Below are 18128 nucleotides of genomic sequence, written 5' to 3' on the forward strand. Positions count from 1 at the left end.
TTACTTCGTCGCTTGCATGGTGGCCCACCACGTTGCATCGGCTTCAATCTCGCCCTGCATATTCACGTGGGGGTAGGGTAATTTTTTCTGCTTCGCCACGTTGGCCAGCACCGGATAACCACCTTCAAACAACAGGCGCTGCTGCTCTTCTTCCGGCAGCATGCTGTTCTCGCGTTTGTACATCCCGGCATTTTGTCGCTGGCGCTGGGCTTCATACAGAATGAGCGCGGAAGCCACGGAGACGTTCAGCGACTGCACCATGCCAATCATCGGAATGATGATGTCCTGATCCGCCAGATCTAGCGCTTCCTGGGTGATCCCCGTTTTCTCCTGACCCATCAGAATGCAGGTCGGGCGGGTGTAATCAATTTCGCGGAAATCGACGGCTTTGTCAGAGAGGTGGGTCGCCAGAATCTGCATGCCGCGCCCTTTCAGATGTGAAATGGCGTCGGCAATATTGTCGTGGGCTTTGACCTGCACCCAGCTGTTGCTACCTGCAGCAGCCGAGGCCATGGGACGCATCCGCGTACCTTTCCAGACGGCGTGCACTTCATGCACACCGACGGCGTCTGCGGTACGGACGATAGCAGCAACGTTATGAGGTTTATGGACCTGCTCCATGCAGACCGTCAGATCGGGCTGACGCCTGGCAAGCATTTCGCAGATCCGGGCATAACGTGTTGAGTTCATAAACCTAGTTTCGGTTACGGGTGACTTTAATCACGTCGGCCATCACGCGGATTTTGCGCATGATATTCGCCAGATGCACACGGTCACGCGCGGTCAGACGAATAAAGGCGCTGTACACACGGCCATCTTTCTCTTCCGTATTCAGGCTATGAATGTTGGAAGAGGCGGTATTGATTGCCGCCGTCAGGTTGGCCAGTGCACCCTGGTGGTTGAACATATCCACCTTAATTTCGGTGATAAACTCCTGCTCGGTCTCTTTATCCCACTCTACCGCCATAAACTTCTCAGGCTCTTTCTGGTAGCCACGGATGTTACGACAGGATTCGTGATGGATAACCAGACCTTTACCAGGGCTGACGTGGGCAATAATCGGGTCGCCCGGGATCGGTCGGCAGCACTTGGCAAAGGTGATCAACACGCCGTCGGCGCCTTTGATCGGCAGATGGCCGTGGCTGGTTGATGACGGCTGCGGCACAGAGGTTTCGCCCTGCTGCAGGTTCTTCGCCACCACCACGCTCATGGCGTTACCCAGACCAATTTCCGCCAGCAGATCGTCAAGCGTGGCGAGCTTCATACGCTCGATTTCACGCTGCACGTTCTCTTTCGGGATCTCTGCCAGCTTGCGGCTGCCACCCAACGCGTGGTTGAGCAGACGACGGCCCAGGCTTACAGAGTCGTCGCGTTTGAGGTTCTTCAGCAACTGGCGGATCTTCGCGCGGGCTTTCGAGCTAACGACAAAGTTGAGCCATGCCGCGTTCGGACGGGCACCCGGTGCGGTAATGATTTCTACCGTCTGGCCGCTGGTCAACGGCTGTGACAGCGGGTACGGCTGGCGATCGACGCGCGCACCTACGCAGGCATGACCGATATCGGTGTGCACGGCATAAGCGAAGTCGACCGGAGTTGCGCCAGCAGGCAGTTCGACAATGCGCCCTTCTGGCGTGAAAACGTAAATCTCATCCGGGAAGAGATCGGATTTAACGCTCTCGATAAATTCAAACGAGCTACCGGCGCTCTGTTGCAGCTCCAGCAGGCTCTGCATCCAGCGCTGAGCGCGGATTTGTGCGGTGGTGCTGGTTTCGCCCTGTTCTTTGTAAGCCCAGTGCGCGGCAACACCCATCTCTGCCATTTGATCCATGTCTTCGGTACGGATCTGCACCTCAACCGGCACGCCGTGCGGGCCAATCATTGATGTGTGCAAAGACTGATATCCGTTGGCCTTTGGAATGGCGATATAGTCTTTCATGCGACCTGGACGCGGCTTGTACAGGCTGTGCATCTGACCGAGTACGCGATAGCAGGTATCGGCGTCGTGGACGATCACGCGGAACGCGTAGATGTCCATGATCGAGTGAAAACGCTGCTCTTTAAGCACCATTTTCTGATAGATAGAGTACAAATGCTTTTCGCGACCGCTGACGCGGCAGGGAATACCTGCTTCCTGCAAACGCCCTTCGATTTCAGAGAGGATTTTCTGAATCATCTCTTTACGGTTACCACGTGCGGCTTTCACCACCTCTTTAATCACGCGGAAGCGGTTCGGGTATAAAGCTTCAAAACCCAGCTCTTCCAGCTCGGTTTTAATGTGATGAATACCTAAACGGTGCGCCAGAGGGCTATAGATTTCGAGGGTTTCACGGGCAATGCGACGGCGTTTGTCCGGGCGTAATGAACCCAGAGTGCGCATATTGTGGGTACGGTCAGCGAGTTTGATCAGAATGACGCGGATATCCTGCACCATCGCCATGATCATTTTGCGGAAGTTTTCGGCTTGCGCCTCTTTCTTGTCGCGGAAATTCAGCTTATCAAGCTTAGAGACCCCTTCCACCAGCTCGGCAACGCTTTTGCCAAACAGCTGTTCCATGTCCTGGTAGGTGGCAGGGGTATCTTCGATCACGTCATGCAGCAGGGCGGCCATAAGCGTTTCGTAGTCGAGTTTCATCTCGGCCAGAATACAGGCCACCGCTACCGGGTGCGTGATATAAGGTTCACCGCTTGAACGTGTCTGGCCCTCGTGAGCGTCACGTGCAACGAGATACGCCTGCTGGAGACGCTTAATCTGGTCTACCGGCAGGTAGGTTTGAATCAGTTGATTCAGGCTTTCAAACAGATACAAGGGCGACCCGCAGGTTTAATTAACGACGACCTTCAGCAATGGCGGTAACGGCCTGCAGTTCTGCGGCTTCCTGCTCTTGCTGCTCCTGGCGTTCACGAACATCAAGGATCTGGTTGTTGATCAGACCTTCTTCGATTTCACGCAATGCGATAACAGTAGTTTTATCGTTTTCTTCTGGTACCAGCGGATCTTTACCGCCTGACTGCATCTGACGAGCGCGACGCGCGGCGACCAGCACCAGGTCAAAACGGTTACCAATTTTCTCTACAGCGTCCTGAACAGTTACGCGTGCCATACTTAAAATGCTCCACAGATGAAGAAATGACTGGGCATGATACTGAATGTGGGTTCAGTCTGCCAACAGTTTGCTGATTAATGCGTCATGTCGCTGCTTCTGGCGGCTCATGCGCAGACGTTCGGCGCGAAGGATAGTTTTGAGATCGCCCAGGGCGGTATCGAAATCATCATTCACAATAAGATAATCATATTCGGCGTAATGGCTCATTTCCGCAACTGCCTGGGCCATACGTTTTGCGATAACTTCTTCGCTGTCCTGGCCGCGGCCACGGAGACGGCGATCCAGCTCATCTTTCGACGGCGGTAAAATAAAGATGCTGCGCGCCTGCGGCATCTTCGCGCGAATTTGCTGCGCGCCCTGCCAGTCGATATCAAGGAACACGTTCACACCGGTCGACAGTACCTGCTCAATGGTCTCACGTGAGGTGCCGTAGTAATTACCGAAGACTTCGGCGTGTTCAAGAAACGCCTCTCTGCCAATCATCGCTCTGAATTCATCGTGATCGACAAAGAAATAATGTTCACCGTGCACTTCACCCGGACGCGGCGCGCGCGTGGTGTGAGAAACCGATACCTGGGTATCGTACAACGGTTGGGTTTTTAACAGCGCCTGAATCAGGCTGGATTTACCCGCGCCACTAGGGGCAGAAACAATATAAAGCGTGCCTTGAGCCATGAGAGTCTTTTGTATGTGTTAACGAAGAAAGTCCTACATACGGGCTTATTATACACGTCGCCGCTTCGTGACGTAGCCTTTGTCACACTTTTTCCGCTTCTTCGTTGATTTTTGCTCGCCCTTTTCCGCTTTTTTGCGCCGTTTGCTGCAACAGAATCAAAGTCCTGATGCTGGCTCGTAAAGTCTGTTTTTCCCTGTCGCCTGCAATTTCATACCGCGTTATACCTTCCATAAAACAGGGAGGGATGACGATGTGGCGAGGATTAGGCGTAGTGATGTTGTTGTGGAGCAGTTACGGGCTGGCGATATGCCCGGCCTGGTCACCCGCACAGGCAGAGCAGGAGATCGCCCGGCTTAGTGCGCAAATAGCCCGCTGGGATAAGGCTTATTGGCAGCAGGGGGTCAGCGACGTGAACGACGACGTCTATGACCAGCTGGCCGCGCGGCTGAAGCAGTGGCGGCACTGCTTTGGTGATGAACAGGCGACAGAGGCGCAAATGCCTGCGGGCGGTTCGATCAGGCACCCGGTCAGCCATACCGGTGTATCGAAGGTCGCGAATAAAGCGGCGCTCCGGCAGTGGATGCGTTCACATCAAGACCTGTGGATCCAGCCAAAGGTAGATGGCGTGGCGGTGACGCTGGTCTACCGGCAGGGGCAGCTGGTGCAGGCCACCAGCCGGGGAGATGGGCTGAAAGGCGAAGACTGGACGGCGAAAGTGAAGCGCATCGCCGCGATCCCCGCCCGGGTGACGGGGCCGCTCGCCAACAGCGTATTGCAGGGTGAGCTGTTCTTACGTCGTGATAATCATGTTCAGCATCAGATGGGCGGGATGAATGCGCGGGCAAAAGTTGCCGGAGCGATGATGCGGCAGGATGACAGCGCCCTCCTGGATCATATTGGCATCTTTATCTGGGCCTGGCCGGACGGTCCCGCCACGATGGATGAGCGTCTGCAAGCGTTAACCCGGGCGGGCTTTGACCTGACCGAATCCTGGACGCATAAGGTCAGTTCAGTGGAGGAGGTTGAAAAACTGCGCCATCGCTGGCTGACGTCGCCGCTGCCCTTTGTCACCGATGGCGTTGTTGTCCGCTCGGCACAGGAGCCGGCAGGCAACCGCTGGCTGCCCGGGGACGGTAGCTGGGTGATTGCGTGGAAATATGCTCCGGTTGCACGGATCGCTGAGGTCCGATCTATCACCTTTGCCGTGGGTCGCACCGGCAGGATCGCAGTGGTCGCCACCCTTGAACCCGTGCAGCTTGATGATAAACGGGTGCAACGCGTCAACCTGGGGTCAGTAGGGCGCTGGCAGGCGCTGGATATTGCACCGGGCGATCAGGTTCAGGTCAGCCTGGCCGGGCAGGGGATCCCGCGGTTGGATAGTGTCGTCTGGCGAGGGAGCAACCGGCAAAAACCGGTTCCGCCAGCGTCGCGCTTCACGCCGCTGACCTGTTTTTATGCCTCGCCGGAATGCCACGAGCAGTTTATGGCCCGCCTGGCCTGGTTGAGTTCGAAAGATGTGCTCGATATTAAAGGCGTGGGTGAGTCGGGCTGGAGGCTATTACATCAAGCACATCATTTTGAGAACATCTTTTCGTGGCTGGCGTGGACCAAAGAGCAGCTCCAAAACACGCCAGGAATGAAAGCCACGCGAGGCTTAATGTTATGGCATCGTTTTGAGTTCGCTCGCAAGCAGCCCTTTAGACGGTGGATTGCTGCACTGGGCGTTCCTTTACCGCGAGCCGCAGCAAAAGCGCTTAACGTGCATTCGTGGCAGCAGTTACGCGAAAAAGATGCAGAAAGCTGGCAACAGCTTCCTGGCGTCGGCAAGGAAAATGCGCAAAAGTTGATCGCGTTTATTCATGATCCCACCATCGCGACCCTGGCTGCATGGCTCGGAGAACAAGGTATCCAGGGATTTTAAAGTGAGCCAGGTTTTGCTTTCCGCCAGGGCGTATTTAAATCTTGTGAGCTAAACGTATTGCGTAGCTGGTTGTAATCGAAGATATGGCGTCCGCCGTCCATAACCGGAAGTGACGTAGGCTCTTGATAGCAGGTTTCGAGCACCGAAAGGCAGTTTTTAACCCCTGTAGAGATGCCGAGCCAGTTGAGCATAAGCCAATAGTTATTTGCGGTGGGCCAGAAGCCATTAACCCACCCTAACCGCCGTTTTTGGCTGAAAAGTGCGGGCTGGCTGTACCAGATGAACTGCGGGACTTCGTAAGCCTCTTTACTTGGATTACGGGAACCATGCATATAAATAGATTCCAGTTGCGGATTTTTTTCCAGCCCGTGATCGGAAAAATAAAGAATTGAAGAGGCGGTGTTTTGCAAGCGTTTAGCCACTTCGCCGATAAAGTAATCTGTATAACGAATCGCATTGTTATAGCAATCTTCGTACTTATTTCCGGTATCCAGAACACCTGCTGATGCAGGGTAGCGGTCACATGCCATTTCATGACTACCGTTAATGTGCAGGACAATGAATTTTTTACCGGGTTTGTTTAGTGCCTCTTCGAGGGCGGGTAAAAGCTCCGTATCATATTGGGTATTAATCCAGTGCAAATTTTGGCTGGTTGAAGCAATAGCAGCAATATAATTATTACTCTTTCCTGAGTTCCCTTGCGCACTGATCCATTCCGTGTAATAGCCTGCTTTTCTGGCAATGCTGACAACGTTGTCGGCAAGTTTGTCGACAGTGAAATTATCCGGGTCGGCCTGGCTGAGGATCATAGGGACCGCCAGTACCGTGGCCGATGCCGGGGCAATAGCATTCCTGAAGATCAGAGCGTTCTTTTTAAAAGATGACTCAACAGGTGTAGTGTTCTGGTTGAAACCATAAAGCTGCATATTGCTGCGTCGTGCAGATTCCCCGACGATAACCACGTAGTTTTCGATACCGGTGCGTTGGTATTGCAGGGCAGGATAATGCACATTTTGCTTACTGATTTTCTCAGCCAACGCGTTGTCCCGGTGAGCAATAATAAATTCAGAACCGATGTAAAACGGCGTATAAGTCAGGATCCTTGAACTGAGCGGATAGTAGACTTCCAGGTCTTTGCGCTTTTTAAGCCAGCTTGCGGCAGAGTACCAGCCCATATAGCCCACCAGTAACACCATACTGATGGTTTTTGCCCGATCCGACAGGTTTTCGCTAAGAGACTTAATGGCGTACCAGGTAATAACAAAATAGGCCATGACAATGGGAAGGCTATTGATATAGAGCCCCGACATGCTTTTAGCTTCAGCAATATGGGTTGCCAGGATACTCATGGCAAAAACGGTGTTGAATTCGCTCTGGTAAACATTCCACGTACTGAACGCAAACGCAAAATTGAGCGTTAACAGAACAGTCAGAGCGAAGGCAATAATTTTACCGGGGAGGTAGCGATAGATAGCTGCGGCAGCAAGCAACAAAAGGCTATTACAAATCGCAATGCGCACCATAAAACGTGCAGGTTGTGTGAAATACACCGGCCATAATTGAATCAATACAGAGCACAGCAGCAGGATTAAAAAATGCCTGCAGAGCTTTTTATCTATGATGAGGACAGAGGCTTTAGCAAATGACATCAGTTCTTAATGCAAATTTTGAAGATAATGACAGAGCGGTATTGTATGCGCTTTCCAATATATTATAAGCGCACAAAAGTGCTTTTTTCTGTCCATTTTCCTCTTATCCTTTTGTTAAAAACTCAGTGCGAATCATGTGTGTAATGAAAAACGGGTAGCCCAAGTTTCAAGCGCAGCGCCATCATACGCAGGGTAAAACCAAAAAGTAGTGTCGTAATAACGATGACATCATTGTTCGATACATAATGCTGCAATGCGATGTATAGCAAGGCTGCAGCGAACGAGATGCCGGCGTAAAGCTCTTTCTGGAAAACCAACGGAATACGCTTACAGAACATGTCGCGCAACACGCCGCCAAATACTCCGGTTACCACGGCAGCAATAGTCGCAATGATCGGGCCTTCCCCCATATCCAGCGCAATCTGAGCACCAATAATAGAGAACACAATCAAGCCTATTGCGTCCAGAACCAGAAACAGACGTCGAAGATAAGGCATCACAGGGGCGAAAATGGTTGTGAGCACAGCAGCAACAGCAACAATCACAACATACTCTGGATGTTTGACCCAACCGAGAGGATAGTGCCCAAGCAAGATATCGCGAACAGACCCTCCGCCGAGTGCCGTTGCGGTGGCAATAATGATGACACCAAAAGTGTCCATACGACGACGCCCGGCAGCCAGCGCCCCGGTCATCGCTTCGGCCGTAATACCGACCAGATAAAGAATGTGTAAAAGCATTGTCGCCCCCCAGAAACGTTCAGCAGAGTAGCCTTTTGTAGGGCGGAGCACGATTGAGATTTTCTAAGGCGAAGATTTTTAGCTTAGTTTAACTAATCCATACACACCATTTTTCTCAGTAAAGAGAAAAGAATTATTCTTTAACGATCTTTTATGGCATTAGAAAAACTAATGGGTAACTCACGCTGAGTTACCCATTCTGATTATTCGATGTTCTGAATCTGTTCGCGCATTTGTTCAATCAGCACTTTCAGCTCAATCGCAGAATTAGTCACTTCAGCGTTGATCGATTTCGACGCCAGGGTGTTCGATTCGCGGTTGAACTCCTGCATCATAAAATCGAGGCGGCGACCTACGGCCTCTTTCTTCTTCAGAATGTTATACGTCTCTTTGACATGCGCTTCCAGACGGTCCAGCTCTTCGGAAACGTCGATACGCTGGGCCATCAGCACCAGTTCCTGCTCGAGACGGTTATTCTCCAGCTGCACTTCGGCATCTTCCAGTTTGGCGACCAGACGCTCGCGCTGCCACTGCAGGATTTCTGGCATATGGGAACGGACTTTCACCACTTCGCCGCTCACGCCTTCCAGGCGCTGCTCGATCAGCGCTTTCAGCGCCTGGCCTTCGGTTTCACGGGCCACGATGAAATCGTCCAGCGTACCGTCCAGCGCAGCCAGGATCTCAGCGGTAATCGCGTCCAGATCCTGTTCGCCAGCCGCCATCACGCCAGGCCAGCGCAGAATATCAACCGGGTTGATTTCGCCTTCGTCGCTCTGCATCTTGACCCAGTTAGCGGCGTTAACCAGCTGTTTAGCCAGTTTTTCGTTGAGGATCAGCTCCCCTTGCGCACTCGCATCAGGCTCAAAACGCAGGTTGCATTCAATCTTTCCGCGCGTCAGACGAGCGCGGATACGCTCGCGAACCACTGGCTCAAGACTGCGGAACTGCTCCGGCATACGGAAATAGGTTTCAAGATAGCGTTGGTTTACCGAGCGCATTTCCCAGGTAGCGCTGCCCCAGCTACCCTTGATTTCACGGCGGGCGTAGGCGGTCATACTGCGGATCATAGACATTTCCGTTTTCAAAGGAGAGATGGGGGGATTATAGCTTTCGGGGCTTTCTCAGGATAGGAATAAGCGCGTTTAATCCGTATAATGCGCAGCCACATTCGTTTCAAGCCGGAGATATCATCATGCGTCCATCAGGTCGTAGCGCCAACCAGGTGCGCCCCGTCACCCTGACCCGTAACTATACAAAACACGCTGAAGGCTCTGTGCTTGTTGAATTCGGTGACACCAAAGTGCTGTGCACCGCCTCCATCGAAGAGGGTGTGCCACGCTTCCTGAAAGGCCAGGGTCAGGGCTGGATCACTGCCGAATATGGCATGCTGCCACGCTCCACCCACACCCGTAACGCTCGCGAAGCGGCGAAAGGTAAACAGGGTGGCCGTACTATGGAGATTCAGCGTCTGATCGCCCGTGCGCTGCGCGCGGCGGTTGATCTGAAAACGCTGGGCGAGTTTACCATCACCCTGGACTGCGACGTGATCCAGGCAGACGGCGGCACGCGCACTGCCTCTATCACTGGTGCCTGCGTGGCGCTGGCCGATGCCCTCAACAAACTGGTTGCGGCTGGCAAGCTGAAAGCGAATCCACTTAAAGGCATGGTTGCTGCGGTGTCTGTGGGTATCGTCAATGGCGAAGCGCTGTGCGATCTGGAGTACGTTGAAGACTCTGCAGCAGAGACCGACATGAACGTGGTGATGACCGAAGATGGTCGCATCATCGAAGTGCAGGGCACGGCAGAAGGTGAGCCGTTTACCCATGAAGAGCTTCTCGCCCTGTTGGCGTTAGCCCGAGAGGGAATCGAATCTATCGTAACGACGCAGAAGGCGGCGTTAGAAAATTGATTTTAAAGGCGACTGATGAGTCGCCTTTTTTTTGTCCGTAGAAAAGTAAGGAGCGAATCCATGAAACCGTATCAGCGCCAGTTTATTGAGTTTGCGCTTAGCAAGCAGGTACTTAAGTTTGGCGAATTTACGCTGAAATCCGGGCGCAAAAGCCCCTATTTCTTTAACGCCGGGCTGTTTAATACCGGGCGCGATCTGGCACTGTTAGGCCGCTTCTATGCCGAAGCGCTGGTGGATTCCGGGATTGAATTCGATCTGCTGTTTGGCCCGGCCTATAAAGGCATCCCGATTGCCACGACCACCGCCGTGGCGCTGGCGGAGCATCACGATCGCGACGTACCGTACTGCTTTAACCGTAAAGAGGCTAAGACCCACGGCGAAGGCGGTAGTCTGGTCGGCAGCGCCCTGCAGGGCCGCGTCATGCTGGTGGATGATGTGATCACCGCGGGCACCGCCATTCGTGAATCAATGGAGATTATCCAGGCGAATAACGCGACGCTGGCGGGCGTGCTGATCTCTCTGGACCGCCAGGAGCGCGGCCGGGGGGAAATTTCTGCTATTCAGGAAGTGGAACGTGACTACAGCTGTAAGGTGACATCGATCATCACCCTGAAAGACCTGATCGCGTATCTGGAAGAGAAGCCGGAGATGGCAGAGAGCCTGGCGGCGGTGCGGGCGTATCGCGAAGAGTTTGGCGTGTAAATAAAGTGCCCGGTGGCGCTGTGCTTACCGGGCCTGGAATACTGTTTCCGCTACTGCAACTGCGCAGCCACTAACGGCCAGCGGGCGTCAAAATCGTCCGTTGGGCGATATTTGAATTCACTGCGCACAAAGCGGGATAGCATCCCTTCACAGAAGGCCAACACCTGCCCCGCAAGCAGCGATTCATCCATGCTGTAACCCTCGCCTTCACGCATCTTCTTTTCGCGCAATACCTGGCGCAACTGCGCTTCGATACGTTCGAAAAGCTGGTTAATCCGCCCCTGTAGCCTGTCCTGCTCAAACATCAGTGCATGGCCGGTCAGGATACGGGTTAAACCCGGATTGCGTTCACCGAAACCGAGGATCAGCTGAACAATCAGACGCAGCCGTGCGGTGGTGTCTTTTTCATCCTTCAGAATCAGGTTGATACGCGTGATCAGGCTATCTTCGATAAACTCGATCAGGCTGTCGAACATCCGCGTTTTACTGGGGAAATGACGGTACAGCGCCGCTTCCGACACGCCCACAGAGGCGGCCAGTTTTGCGGTGGTGATGCGTTGACTGCCATCGCTGGATTCAAGCATCAGAGCCAGAGATTGAAGTATTTCTTCGCGACGGTTCCTTTTCGCTGTTTGTTTTTCTGCCATGTTGCAAAATACCCCTGAAAATAAGCACTTGTCAGGCTGACATCCACACAACGACCGCAAACAGGTGTTTGCGGTTTGTTAATACGTTATTAGATTGTGAGATGCGTTTAGCCGGGTTTATTTACGCCCGGAATGGCCGAAGCCGCCTTCGCCGCGATCGGTGGCGTCGAAGTCTTCTACCAGATTAAATTCAGCCTGTACCACCGGGACGAATACCATCTGGGCGACACGCTCGCCGGGTTGGATGGTGAAGCTGTCCTGGCCACGGTTCCAGACGGAGACCATCAGCTGACCCTGGTAGTCGGAATCGATAAGCCCCACCAGGTTGCCCAGCACGATGCCATGCTTATGGCCCAGGCCAGAGCGCGGCAGGATCACCGCAGCCAGAGAGGCATCGGCAATGTGAATTGCAAGACCGGTCGGCAGCAGGGTGGTAGCACCCGGCGCCAGTTCTACAGCGGCGTCGAGGCAGGCGCGCAGATCAAGACCGGCAGAACCGGATGTAGCATAGGTCGGCAGGGGAAATTCCTGACCAACGCGCGGGTCCAGAATCTTAACGTCGATTTTTTTCATCATAACGGGTAACGATCTCGTCCAGTAATAGTTGGCCCAGGAGTTCCTTGCGCTCAAGCGGTAAGACTTTATCTCCCTCCTGCCAGAATAGGTGCAGTGCATTGCTGTCGCTGTTAAACCCTTGGGTGGCCAGCGATACGTCATTCGCGCAAATCAAATCGAGGTTTTTGCGGGTACGTTTTTGCCGGGCATATTCTTCCACATTATTTGTTTCAGCAGCAAACCCAACAACGTAAGGCCGACGATCTTTTAGCGCGGCGACACCGGCAACGATATCCGGGTTTTTCACCATTTTTATTGTGATTTCATCGCCTTGCTTTTTAATTTTCTCATCTGCTATGGCCGCTGCGCGGTAGTCCGCCACGGCGGCACAGCCAATAAAAATTTGCTGCTGTTGTGCCTGTGCCTGGACAGCCGCTTCCATCTCCAGCGCGGTTGTCACGTCGATGCGCTGCACCCGCGGTGGGGTTGGCAACGATACCGGGCCGCTGACCAGCGTAACCCTGGCTCCGCGCTGCGCGGCGGCGGCGGCAATCGCAAAGCCCATCTTGCCGGAGCTTTGGTTAGTGATATAGCGCACCGGATCCAACGGCTCACGCGTCGGACCCGCGGTAATCATGATGCTGAGATGTTGCAGATCGTTGACAGGTGAAAAATGGCTGGCAGCCAGATCCACAATCGCCAGCGGATCCAGCATACGGCCCGGGCCGATATCGCCACAGGCCTGGCTGCCGCTGTCTGGCCCCCAGATCAGCAGGCCACGGGAAGCCAGCGTGGCAAGGTTATGCTGCGTTGCTGCGTTGCGGTACATCTGCTGGTTCATGGCGGGTACCACGGCGACCGGGGCCGGAGTAGCCAGGCAGATGGTGGACACCAGGTCGTTGGCCATGCCGGCTGCGACACGGGCGATGAGATCGGCGGTGGCCGGCGCGAGGATGACTAAATCGGCCCATTTACCCAGTTCGATATGGCCCATCGCGGCTTCGGCCGCCGGATCGAGCAGGCTGTCCGACACCGGGTAGCCCGAAACGGCTTGCAGGCTCAGTGGCGTAATAAACGCTTTGCCCCCTTCGGTTATTGCCACCCGCACGTCTGCGCCACGCTCACGCAAACGGCGCACCAGTTCCGGCGTTTTATAGGCCGCAATGCCGCCGCTGACACCGAGAACGATTTTTTTACCGGCCAGGCTCATCATGATTCTTTCCTGTTGGGTTCACCTGAGAGACGGGCATTTTATCACAATCCGAAAAGCATCGTGATGTTGTCCATCCGCCACTTTGCGAGGCGTTACGCAAGACAAGCAATCCGCCATCGTGAGGGGGAACGGTCTATGGCAGCATAGCCTGACGATGGAGGAGGGCTGAGTATGGATACACCATTCCCGCAGTTGCCGCGGGAAAAAATGCTCGCTGATGGCGCGACAACGCTGACGGACGAAGAGCTGCTGGCGCTGTTCCTGCGAACCGGTACGCGAAGTAAAAATGTTTTCACGCTTTCTAAAGATCTGTTGCAGCATTTCGGCTCCCTGCACGGCTTGCTGACTGCCGAACTGACGGCGTTCAGGGGCGTGGACGGGATCGGCATTGCGAAATTCGCTCAGCTCAGAGGTATTGCGGAGCTTGCCCGCCGGTACTATTGCTCGGGGATACGGCAAGAAAACCCGCTTAAAAACCCGGAGATGACCCGGGAGTTTGTGCGCAGCCAGCTGGCGGAAGAGGAGAGGGAGATTTTTATGGTGATTTTCCTCGATAATCAAAACCGCGTGCTGAAACACTCCCGGCTATTTTCGGGTACCCTGAGCCATGTGGAGGTGCATCCACGTGAAATTGTGCGCGAAGCGATAAAAGTGAATGCCGCTGGCGTGATCCTCGCGCATAATCATCCCTCAGGACGCGCCGAACCGAGTAAAGCCGACAGAGACGTGACCGCACGCATTATGAAATGCTGTCAATTCATGGACATTCGTGTTCTTGATCATCTGGTGATAGGCCGTGGAGAGTACGTTTCGTTTGCAGAACGTGGATGGATTTAAGCCATTTCTCGCGATCCATCGGGATCTTTGTCTGTTCGGGACTTGAGCACATCCTCGAGTCAGCGTATACTACGCCACCTTTGAGAATCTCGGGTTTGGCAATTGGGCCTGGCAATCGATGGTTCACTTAGAACTGCGATGACTGGGCTGTAAAGCCTGACGAGGCGCCGATACCCCATACGAAGCTCGAGCTAATTTGATTTTTGGAGAATAGACATGTCCCGAGTCTGCCAAGTTACTGGCAAGCGTCCGGTGACCGGTAACAACCGTTCCCACGCACTGAACGCGACTAAACGCCGTTTCCTGCCGAACCTGCACTCTCACCGTTTCTGGGTTGAGAGCGAGAAGCGTTTTGTCACCCTGCGTGTATCTGCTAAAGGTATGCGTGTTATTGATAAGAAAGGCATCGATACAGTTCTGTCCGAACTGCGTGCCCGTGGCGAAAAGTACTAAGTACTTAAAGAGGAAATAAATCATGGCTAAAGGTATTCGCGAGAAAATCAAGCTGGTTTCTTCTGCTGGTACAGGTCACTTCTACACCACCACGAAGAACAAACGTACTAAGCCGGAAAAACTGGAACTGAAAAAGTTCGATCCAGTTGTACGCCAGCACGTAATGTACAAAGAAGCTAAAATTAAATAATTTTAGGCTCCTTGTACTGAAAAACCCCGCAACTGCGGGGTTTTTTGCATTCTGCATCTCAACGGAGGAACCATGCCTGAATTACCTGAGGTAGAGACCAGCCGCCGTGGCATTGAGCCTCACCTGGTCGGTGCGACCATTCTTCACGCTGTTGTCCGTAACGGCCGCCTGCGCTGGCCGGTTTCTGATGAGATCCACACGCTGAGTGACAAACCTGTTCTCAGCGTACAGCGCCGCGCGAAGTACCTGCTGCTGGAACTGCCGGATGGCTGGATCATCATCCATCTGGGGATGTCCGGGAGCTTACGCATCCTTAGCGAAGAGCTGCCCGCAGAAAAGCACGACCACGTTGACCTGGTGATGAGCAATGGCAAAGTGCTGCGCTACACCGATCCCCGTCGCTTTGGCGCCTGGCTGTGGACTAAAGAGCTGGAAGGGCATAACGTGCTGGCGCACCTGGGGCCGGAGCCGCTCTCGGACGCCTTTGACGCGGAGTACCTGAAAGCGAAGTGCGCGAAGAAAAAATCCCCGATTAAACCCTGGCTGATGGATAACAAGCTGGTGGTCGGTGTCGGTAATATATATGCCAGTGAATCGCTCTTTGCCGCCGGGATCCATCCCGATCGCTTAGCCTCATCGCTTTCTGCTCAGGAGTGTGAGCTGTTGGTCAGGGTGATCAAAGCGGTGCTGCTGCGTTCGATTGAGCAGGGCGGAACCACCCTGAAGGATTTCCTGCAAAGCGACGGTAAGCCGGGCTACTTTGCCCAGGAGCTGCAGGTTTATGGCCGTAAAGATGAGCCATGCCGGGTCTGCGGTGCGCCGATTGTGGCAACGAAGCACGCGCAGCGCGCCACCTTCTACTGCCGTCAGTGTCAGAAATAATGCGATGCAGGCCGGGCAAGCGCAGCGTCGCCCGGCAAAAAGGCAGGAACTACTTCAGTTTGTCCATTAACGCCTGATGCACAACGGCAGGCAGGAAATGGGTAACATCACCCGCGTGGCGCGCGACCTCTTTCACCAGCGAAGAGGAGATAAACGACCACTCTTTGGATGGCATCAGGAAGACGCTCTCCAGCTCGGGCATCAGATGGCGATTCATGTGGGCGAGCTGCATCTCATATTCAAAATCAGCCACCGCCCGCAGCCCGCGAATCAGGATATTCGCCTGCTGAGCGCGGGCAAAGTTCGCCATCAGATCGCTAAAGCCCACCACATCCACATTTGACAGGTGCGCAGTCGCGGCTTTCGCCAGAGCCACCCGCTCATCAAGGTCGAACAGCGGCTTTTTGCTGGGGCTGGCGGCAATCGCCAGAATCACCGTATCAAACATGCTTGCCGCACGTGTGACGATATCGATGTGACCGTTAGTAATGGGATCGAAGGTACCCGGATAAATCGCTTTTGTGCTCATGGCTCACGCTTTCTCTGAGTAGCCGCGGTTCAGCGCCCACAGCTCGGTATATTTATTAAAAGTATACTGGGCGTTAACCACCGCCAGTAACCAGCCCTGTTTACCGTCCAGCACGCCACCGCGCAGCACCAGCGTCTTCAGGAACGCCCCTGCGGTGTGGCTGAAAATACCCGCCAGCGAGGTTGACTTACCGCGCTGATGACGCTCCTGCGCCCATGCCGTGGCGTAATTCAGCTGTTTACGCTGGAAGCTGGCGAAATCACGACAGGTGAGATGCAACAGATCGCCATCGAGGGCAACCACGCGTGCGCCGTCGCAGGCCAGCGATTCGTGCACCAGGTTATCGTTGTACTGATAGCGCGTGCGCGAGTACAGGCGCATCACGCGATCGGGATACCAGCCACTGTGCCGCATAAAGCGACCCAGGAAGTAGTTGCGCCGGGCGATGCTGTAGACGGCATCAGGCTGCGGTGCAGCCAGCACCTGCTGGATGGCCTGTTGCAGTTCCGGGGTAACACGCTCGTCGGTGTCGATCATCAGGACATAGTCGCCAGTGGCAAACTGCTGCGCGCGCTGGCGCTGGATGCCGTAGCCCTGCCAGTCGGTATTGATATAGACCTGCACACCGGCCGCGCGGGCGACCTCCACCGTGGCGTCGGTGCTGCCGGAATCAAGCAGAACGATCTCATCGGCCCACACCACGGAGGCGAGGCAATCTGGCAGCAGGTCAGCGGCGTTTTTGGCGATCATGACGACCGACAGGCGCGCAGACATTAATGACTCCGCAGGGGCAGGTAAGGTTGCAGAAGTTGCAGCAGGCGGGTCAATGCCCCCTGATTCTGATGCAGTACTTCGACAGCATGGCGGCCATACCACAGGCGATAATCTTCGTCGGTCAGAAGGGTGGAAACTTCCTTCACGATCGAATGTGCATCGGTGACCGTAATCAGCCCGTCAGCCTGCTGCAGTTTGGCGCAGATGTCTTTGAAGTTGAAAGTGTGTGGCCCCATCAGCACTGGAATGGCATGCGCTGCTGGCTCCAGCGGGTTATGCCCGCCGCGCTCCACGAGGCTGCCGCCGACAAAGGCCAGATCGGCAATGCCGTACAGCAACATCAGCTCGCCCATGGTGTCGCCAATCACGACCTGGGTGCCGGAGGACGGGATTTCACCGCTGCTGCGCATAGTGAAGCTGAACCCGCCTTTCTGCACCATGTCACGGGCATCTTTAAAACGCTCAGGATGACGTGGCACCAGAATTAACAACAGGTCCGGGAAGCTTTCCAGAAGCTGGCGATGCGCCTGGAGGATAATCTCTTCTTCGCCGTCGTGGGTGCTGGTAGCGATCCACACTTTACGGCGCGGCGCCCACTGGCGGCGCAGGGTAATGGCGCGGGCAGCCAGTTCCGGGGTAACCGAAATATCAAACTTCAGGCTGCCGGTGACCGCCAACTGATTGCGCTTCAGGCCAAGCGACAGGAAGCGCGCGCCGTCTTCTTCATTCTGGGCGGCGATCAGGGTGATTTTACTCAGCAGGCGACGCATAAATTTGCCCAGCTTGCCGTATCCCTTCGCAGAGCGCTCCGACAGGCGGGCGTTGGCCACCACCAGCGGAATTTTACGGCTGTGCAGGGCAGAAATCATGTTCGGCCACAGTTCGGTTTCCATCACAATCACCAGCTTAGGGCGCACGGTATTGAGGAAACGGTTCATGGCGCAGGGTAGATCGTAAGGCAGATAGACGTGATGCACATCTTTGCCAAAGGCCGACATGGCGCGTTCGGAGCCGGTTGGCGTCATGGTAGTGACGGTGATCGGCAACGAAGGATAACGGTGGCGCAGGGCACGAACCAGCGGAATGGCCGCCAGCGTTTCACCCACGGACACGGAGTGGAGCAGGATACCGTCCGGCGCAACTTTGTTGCGGCAGAAACCATAGCGTTCAGCCCAGCGTTTACGGTAGGCAGGCGCTTTACGGCTACGCAGCAGCAGTCGTAGCCACACCAGTGGCTGAATAATATAGAGCAGAGCGGTATACAACAATTCCAAGCGATTATCCGTTTTTTCAGTTTCGGCGGGCAAATTCTAAGCATTTAGGCCGTTTAAAGCTATCCCTTTGGCG

The 18128-nt window shown here is 54.5% G+C and carries 20 protein-coding genes; 7 read left to right on the forward strand and 13 right to left on the reverse strand.

Annotated features, from left to right (window positions below; translation table 11 throughout):
- The 4 genes from trmH to gmk are packed head-to-tail and all read right to left on the reverse strand — an operon-like array spanning position 1 to position 3779.
- The gene (gene trmH / locus ACF8PE_RS09475) at positions 1-690 is read right to left on the reverse strand and encodes a tRNA (guanosine(18)-2'-O)-methyltransferase TrmH (RefSeq protein ID WP_032615683.1); all 690 of its coding nucleotides are present in this window, start codon (positions 688-690) and stop codon (positions 1-3) included.
- A 4-nt stretch (positions 691-694) separates the two neighbouring features.
- The gene (gene spoT / locus ACF8PE_RS09480) at positions 695-2806 is read right to left on the reverse strand and encodes a bifunctional GTP diphosphokinase/guanosine-3',5'-bis pyrophosphate 3'-pyrophosphohydrolase (RefSeq protein WP_032615686.1); all 2112 of its coding nucleotides are present in this window, start codon (positions 2804-2806) and stop codon (positions 695-697) included.
- Positions 2807-2825: 19 nt separating this feature from the next.
- Positions 2826-3101 (reverse strand): DNA-directed RNA polymerase subunit omega, encoded by a 276-nt coding sequence (gene rpoZ / locus ACF8PE_RS09485; RefSeq protein ID WP_032615688.1) that lies wholly within the window; start codon positions 3099-3101, stop codon positions 2826-2828.
- A 54-nt stretch (positions 3102-3155) separates the two neighbouring features.
- The gene (gene gmk, locus ACF8PE_RS09490; protein WP_032615690.1) at positions 3156-3779 is read right to left on the reverse strand and encodes a guanylate kinase; all 624 of its coding nucleotides are present in this window, start codon (positions 3777-3779) and stop codon (positions 3156-3158) included.
- 251 nt (positions 3780-4030) lie between these two features.
- On the opposite strand from gmk, the gene ligB reads away from it, so the two are divergent.
- Positions 4031-5701: an NAD-dependent DNA ligase LigB gene (ligB, locus tag ACF8PE_RS09495; RefSeq protein WP_270735759.1), complete on the forward strand. Its 1671-nt coding sequence runs from the start codon at positions 4031-4033 to the stop codon at positions 5699-5701.
- On the opposite strand, the gene ACF8PE_RS09500 is transcribed toward ligB, so the two are convergent.
- From ACF8PE_RS09500 to ACF8PE_RS09510, 3 genes are all read right to left on the reverse strand, one after another.
- Positions 5698-7350: a phosphoethanolamine transferase gene (locus ACF8PE_RS09500; protein WP_032615694.1), complete on the reverse strand. Its 1653-nt coding sequence runs from the start codon at positions 7348-7350 to the stop codon at positions 5698-5700. The genes ligB and ACF8PE_RS09500 overlap by 4 nt on opposite strands.
- 122 nt (positions 7351-7472) lie before the next feature.
- Positions 7473-8090, reverse strand: coding sequence for a trimeric intracellular cation channel family protein (locus ACF8PE_RS09505; RefSeq protein WP_059309010.1), 618 nt, complete (start codon positions 8088-8090; stop codon positions 7473-7475).
- Between the two features lie 203 nt (positions 8091-8293).
- On the reverse strand, positions 8294-9157 hold the full coding sequence (locus ACF8PE_RS09510) for a YicC/YloC family endoribonuclease (RefSeq protein ID WP_032615698.1): 864 nt from the start codon (positions 9155-9157) through the stop codon (positions 8294-8296).
- Between the two features lie 125 nt (positions 9158-9282).
- On the opposite strand from ACF8PE_RS09510, the gene rph reads away from it, so the two are divergent.
- Together rph and pyrE are read left to right on the forward strand one after the other, a co-directional pair.
- The gene (rph, locus tag ACF8PE_RS09515; protein ID WP_032615700.1) at positions 9283-9999 is read left to right on the forward strand and encodes a ribonuclease PH; all 717 of its coding nucleotides are present in this window, start codon (positions 9283-9285) and stop codon (positions 9997-9999) included.
- 60 nt (positions 10000-10059) lie between these two features.
- Positions 10060-10701 (forward strand): orotate phosphoribosyltransferase, encoded by a 642-nt coding sequence (gene pyrE, locus ACF8PE_RS09520; RefSeq protein ID WP_077226465.1) that lies wholly within the window; start codon positions 10060-10062, stop codon positions 10699-10701.
- A gap of 50 nt (positions 10702-10751) precedes the next feature.
- Here pyrE and slmA read toward each other — a convergent pair whose 3' ends face one another.
- From slmA to coaBC, 3 genes are all read right to left on the reverse strand, one after another.
- Positions 10752-11348, reverse strand: a complete 597-nt coding sequence (gene slmA, locus ACF8PE_RS09525; RefSeq protein WP_032615703.1) for a nucleoid occlusion factor SlmA — start codon at positions 11346-11348, stop codon at positions 10752-10754.
- A gap of 117 nt (positions 11349-11465) precedes the next feature.
- Positions 11466-11924: a dUTP diphosphatase gene (gene dut, locus ACF8PE_RS09530; RefSeq protein ID WP_032615705.1), complete on the reverse strand. Its 459-nt coding sequence runs from the start codon at positions 11922-11924 to the stop codon at positions 11466-11468.
- Entirely contained in the window at positions 11902-13113 is a 1212-nt protein-coding gene (coaBC, locus tag ACF8PE_RS09535) for a bifunctional phosphopantothenoylcysteine decarboxylase/phosphopantothenate--cysteine ligase CoaBC (protein WP_098946311.1), read from the reverse strand. Before coaBC ends, dut begins: the two co-directional genes overlap by 23 nt.
- 174 nt (positions 13114-13287) lie before the next feature.
- Here coaBC and radC point away from each other — a divergent pair, with 174 nt between their 5' ends.
- The 4 genes from radC to mutM all read left to right on the forward strand — a co-directional run bounded on the left by radC (position 13288) and on the right by mutM (position 15478).
- On the forward strand, positions 13288-13953 hold the full coding sequence (radC, locus tag ACF8PE_RS09540) for a DNA repair protein RadC (protein ID WP_032615711.1): 666 nt from the start codon (positions 13288-13290) through the stop codon (positions 13951-13953).
- A gap of 216 nt (positions 13954-14169) precedes the next feature.
- The gene (gene rpmB / locus ACF8PE_RS09545; RefSeq protein WP_002436699.1) at positions 14170-14406 is read left to right on the forward strand and encodes a 50S ribosomal protein L28; all 237 of its coding nucleotides are present in this window, start codon (positions 14170-14172) and stop codon (positions 14404-14406) included.
- A 22-nt stretch (positions 14407-14428) separates the two neighbouring features.
- Positions 14429-14596, forward strand: coding sequence for a 50S ribosomal protein L33 (gene rpmG, locus ACF8PE_RS09550; protein ID WP_013094893.1), 168 nt, complete (start codon positions 14429-14431; stop codon positions 14594-14596).
- 72 nt (positions 14597-14668) lie between these two features.
- The gene (mutM, locus tag ACF8PE_RS09555; protein WP_032615712.1) at positions 14669-15478 is read left to right on the forward strand and encodes a bifunctional DNA-formamidopyrimidine glycosylase/DNA-(apurinic or apyrimidinic site) lyase; all 810 of its coding nucleotides are present in this window, start codon (positions 14669-14671) and stop codon (positions 15476-15478) included.
- Between the two features lie 49 nt (positions 15479-15527).
- On the opposite strand, the gene coaD is transcribed toward mutM, so the two are convergent.
- Genes coaD through waaA form a run of 3 tightly spaced genes read right to left on the reverse strand, consistent with a single transcriptional unit; the run spans position 15528 to position 18055 of the window.
- On the reverse strand, positions 15528-16007 hold the full coding sequence (gene coaD, locus ACF8PE_RS09560) for a pantetheine-phosphate adenylyltransferase (protein ID WP_130588017.1): 480 nt from the start codon (positions 16005-16007) through the stop codon (positions 15528-15530).
- 3 nt (positions 16008-16010) lie between these two features.
- A complete protein-coding gene (locus ACF8PE_RS09565) occupies positions 16011-16781 on the reverse strand; it encodes a glycosyltransferase family 2 protein (protein ID WP_130588016.1) in 771 nt (256 codons plus the stop codon).
- Positions 16781-18055 (reverse strand): lipid IV(A) 3-deoxy-D-manno-octulosonic acid transferase, encoded by a 1275-nt coding sequence (gene waaA, locus ACF8PE_RS09570; protein ID WP_032615836.1) that lies wholly within the window; start codon positions 18053-18055, stop codon positions 16781-16783. Before waaA ends, ACF8PE_RS09565 begins: the two co-directional genes overlap by 1 nt.
- Positions 18056-18128 lie beyond the last annotated feature (73 nt).

The organism is Leclercia sp. GLN_9 (assembly GCF_043105735.1).
Classification (GTDB): Bacteria; Pseudomonadota; Gammaproteobacteria; order Enterobacterales; family Enterobacteriaceae; genus Enterobacter; species Enterobacter adecarboxylatus.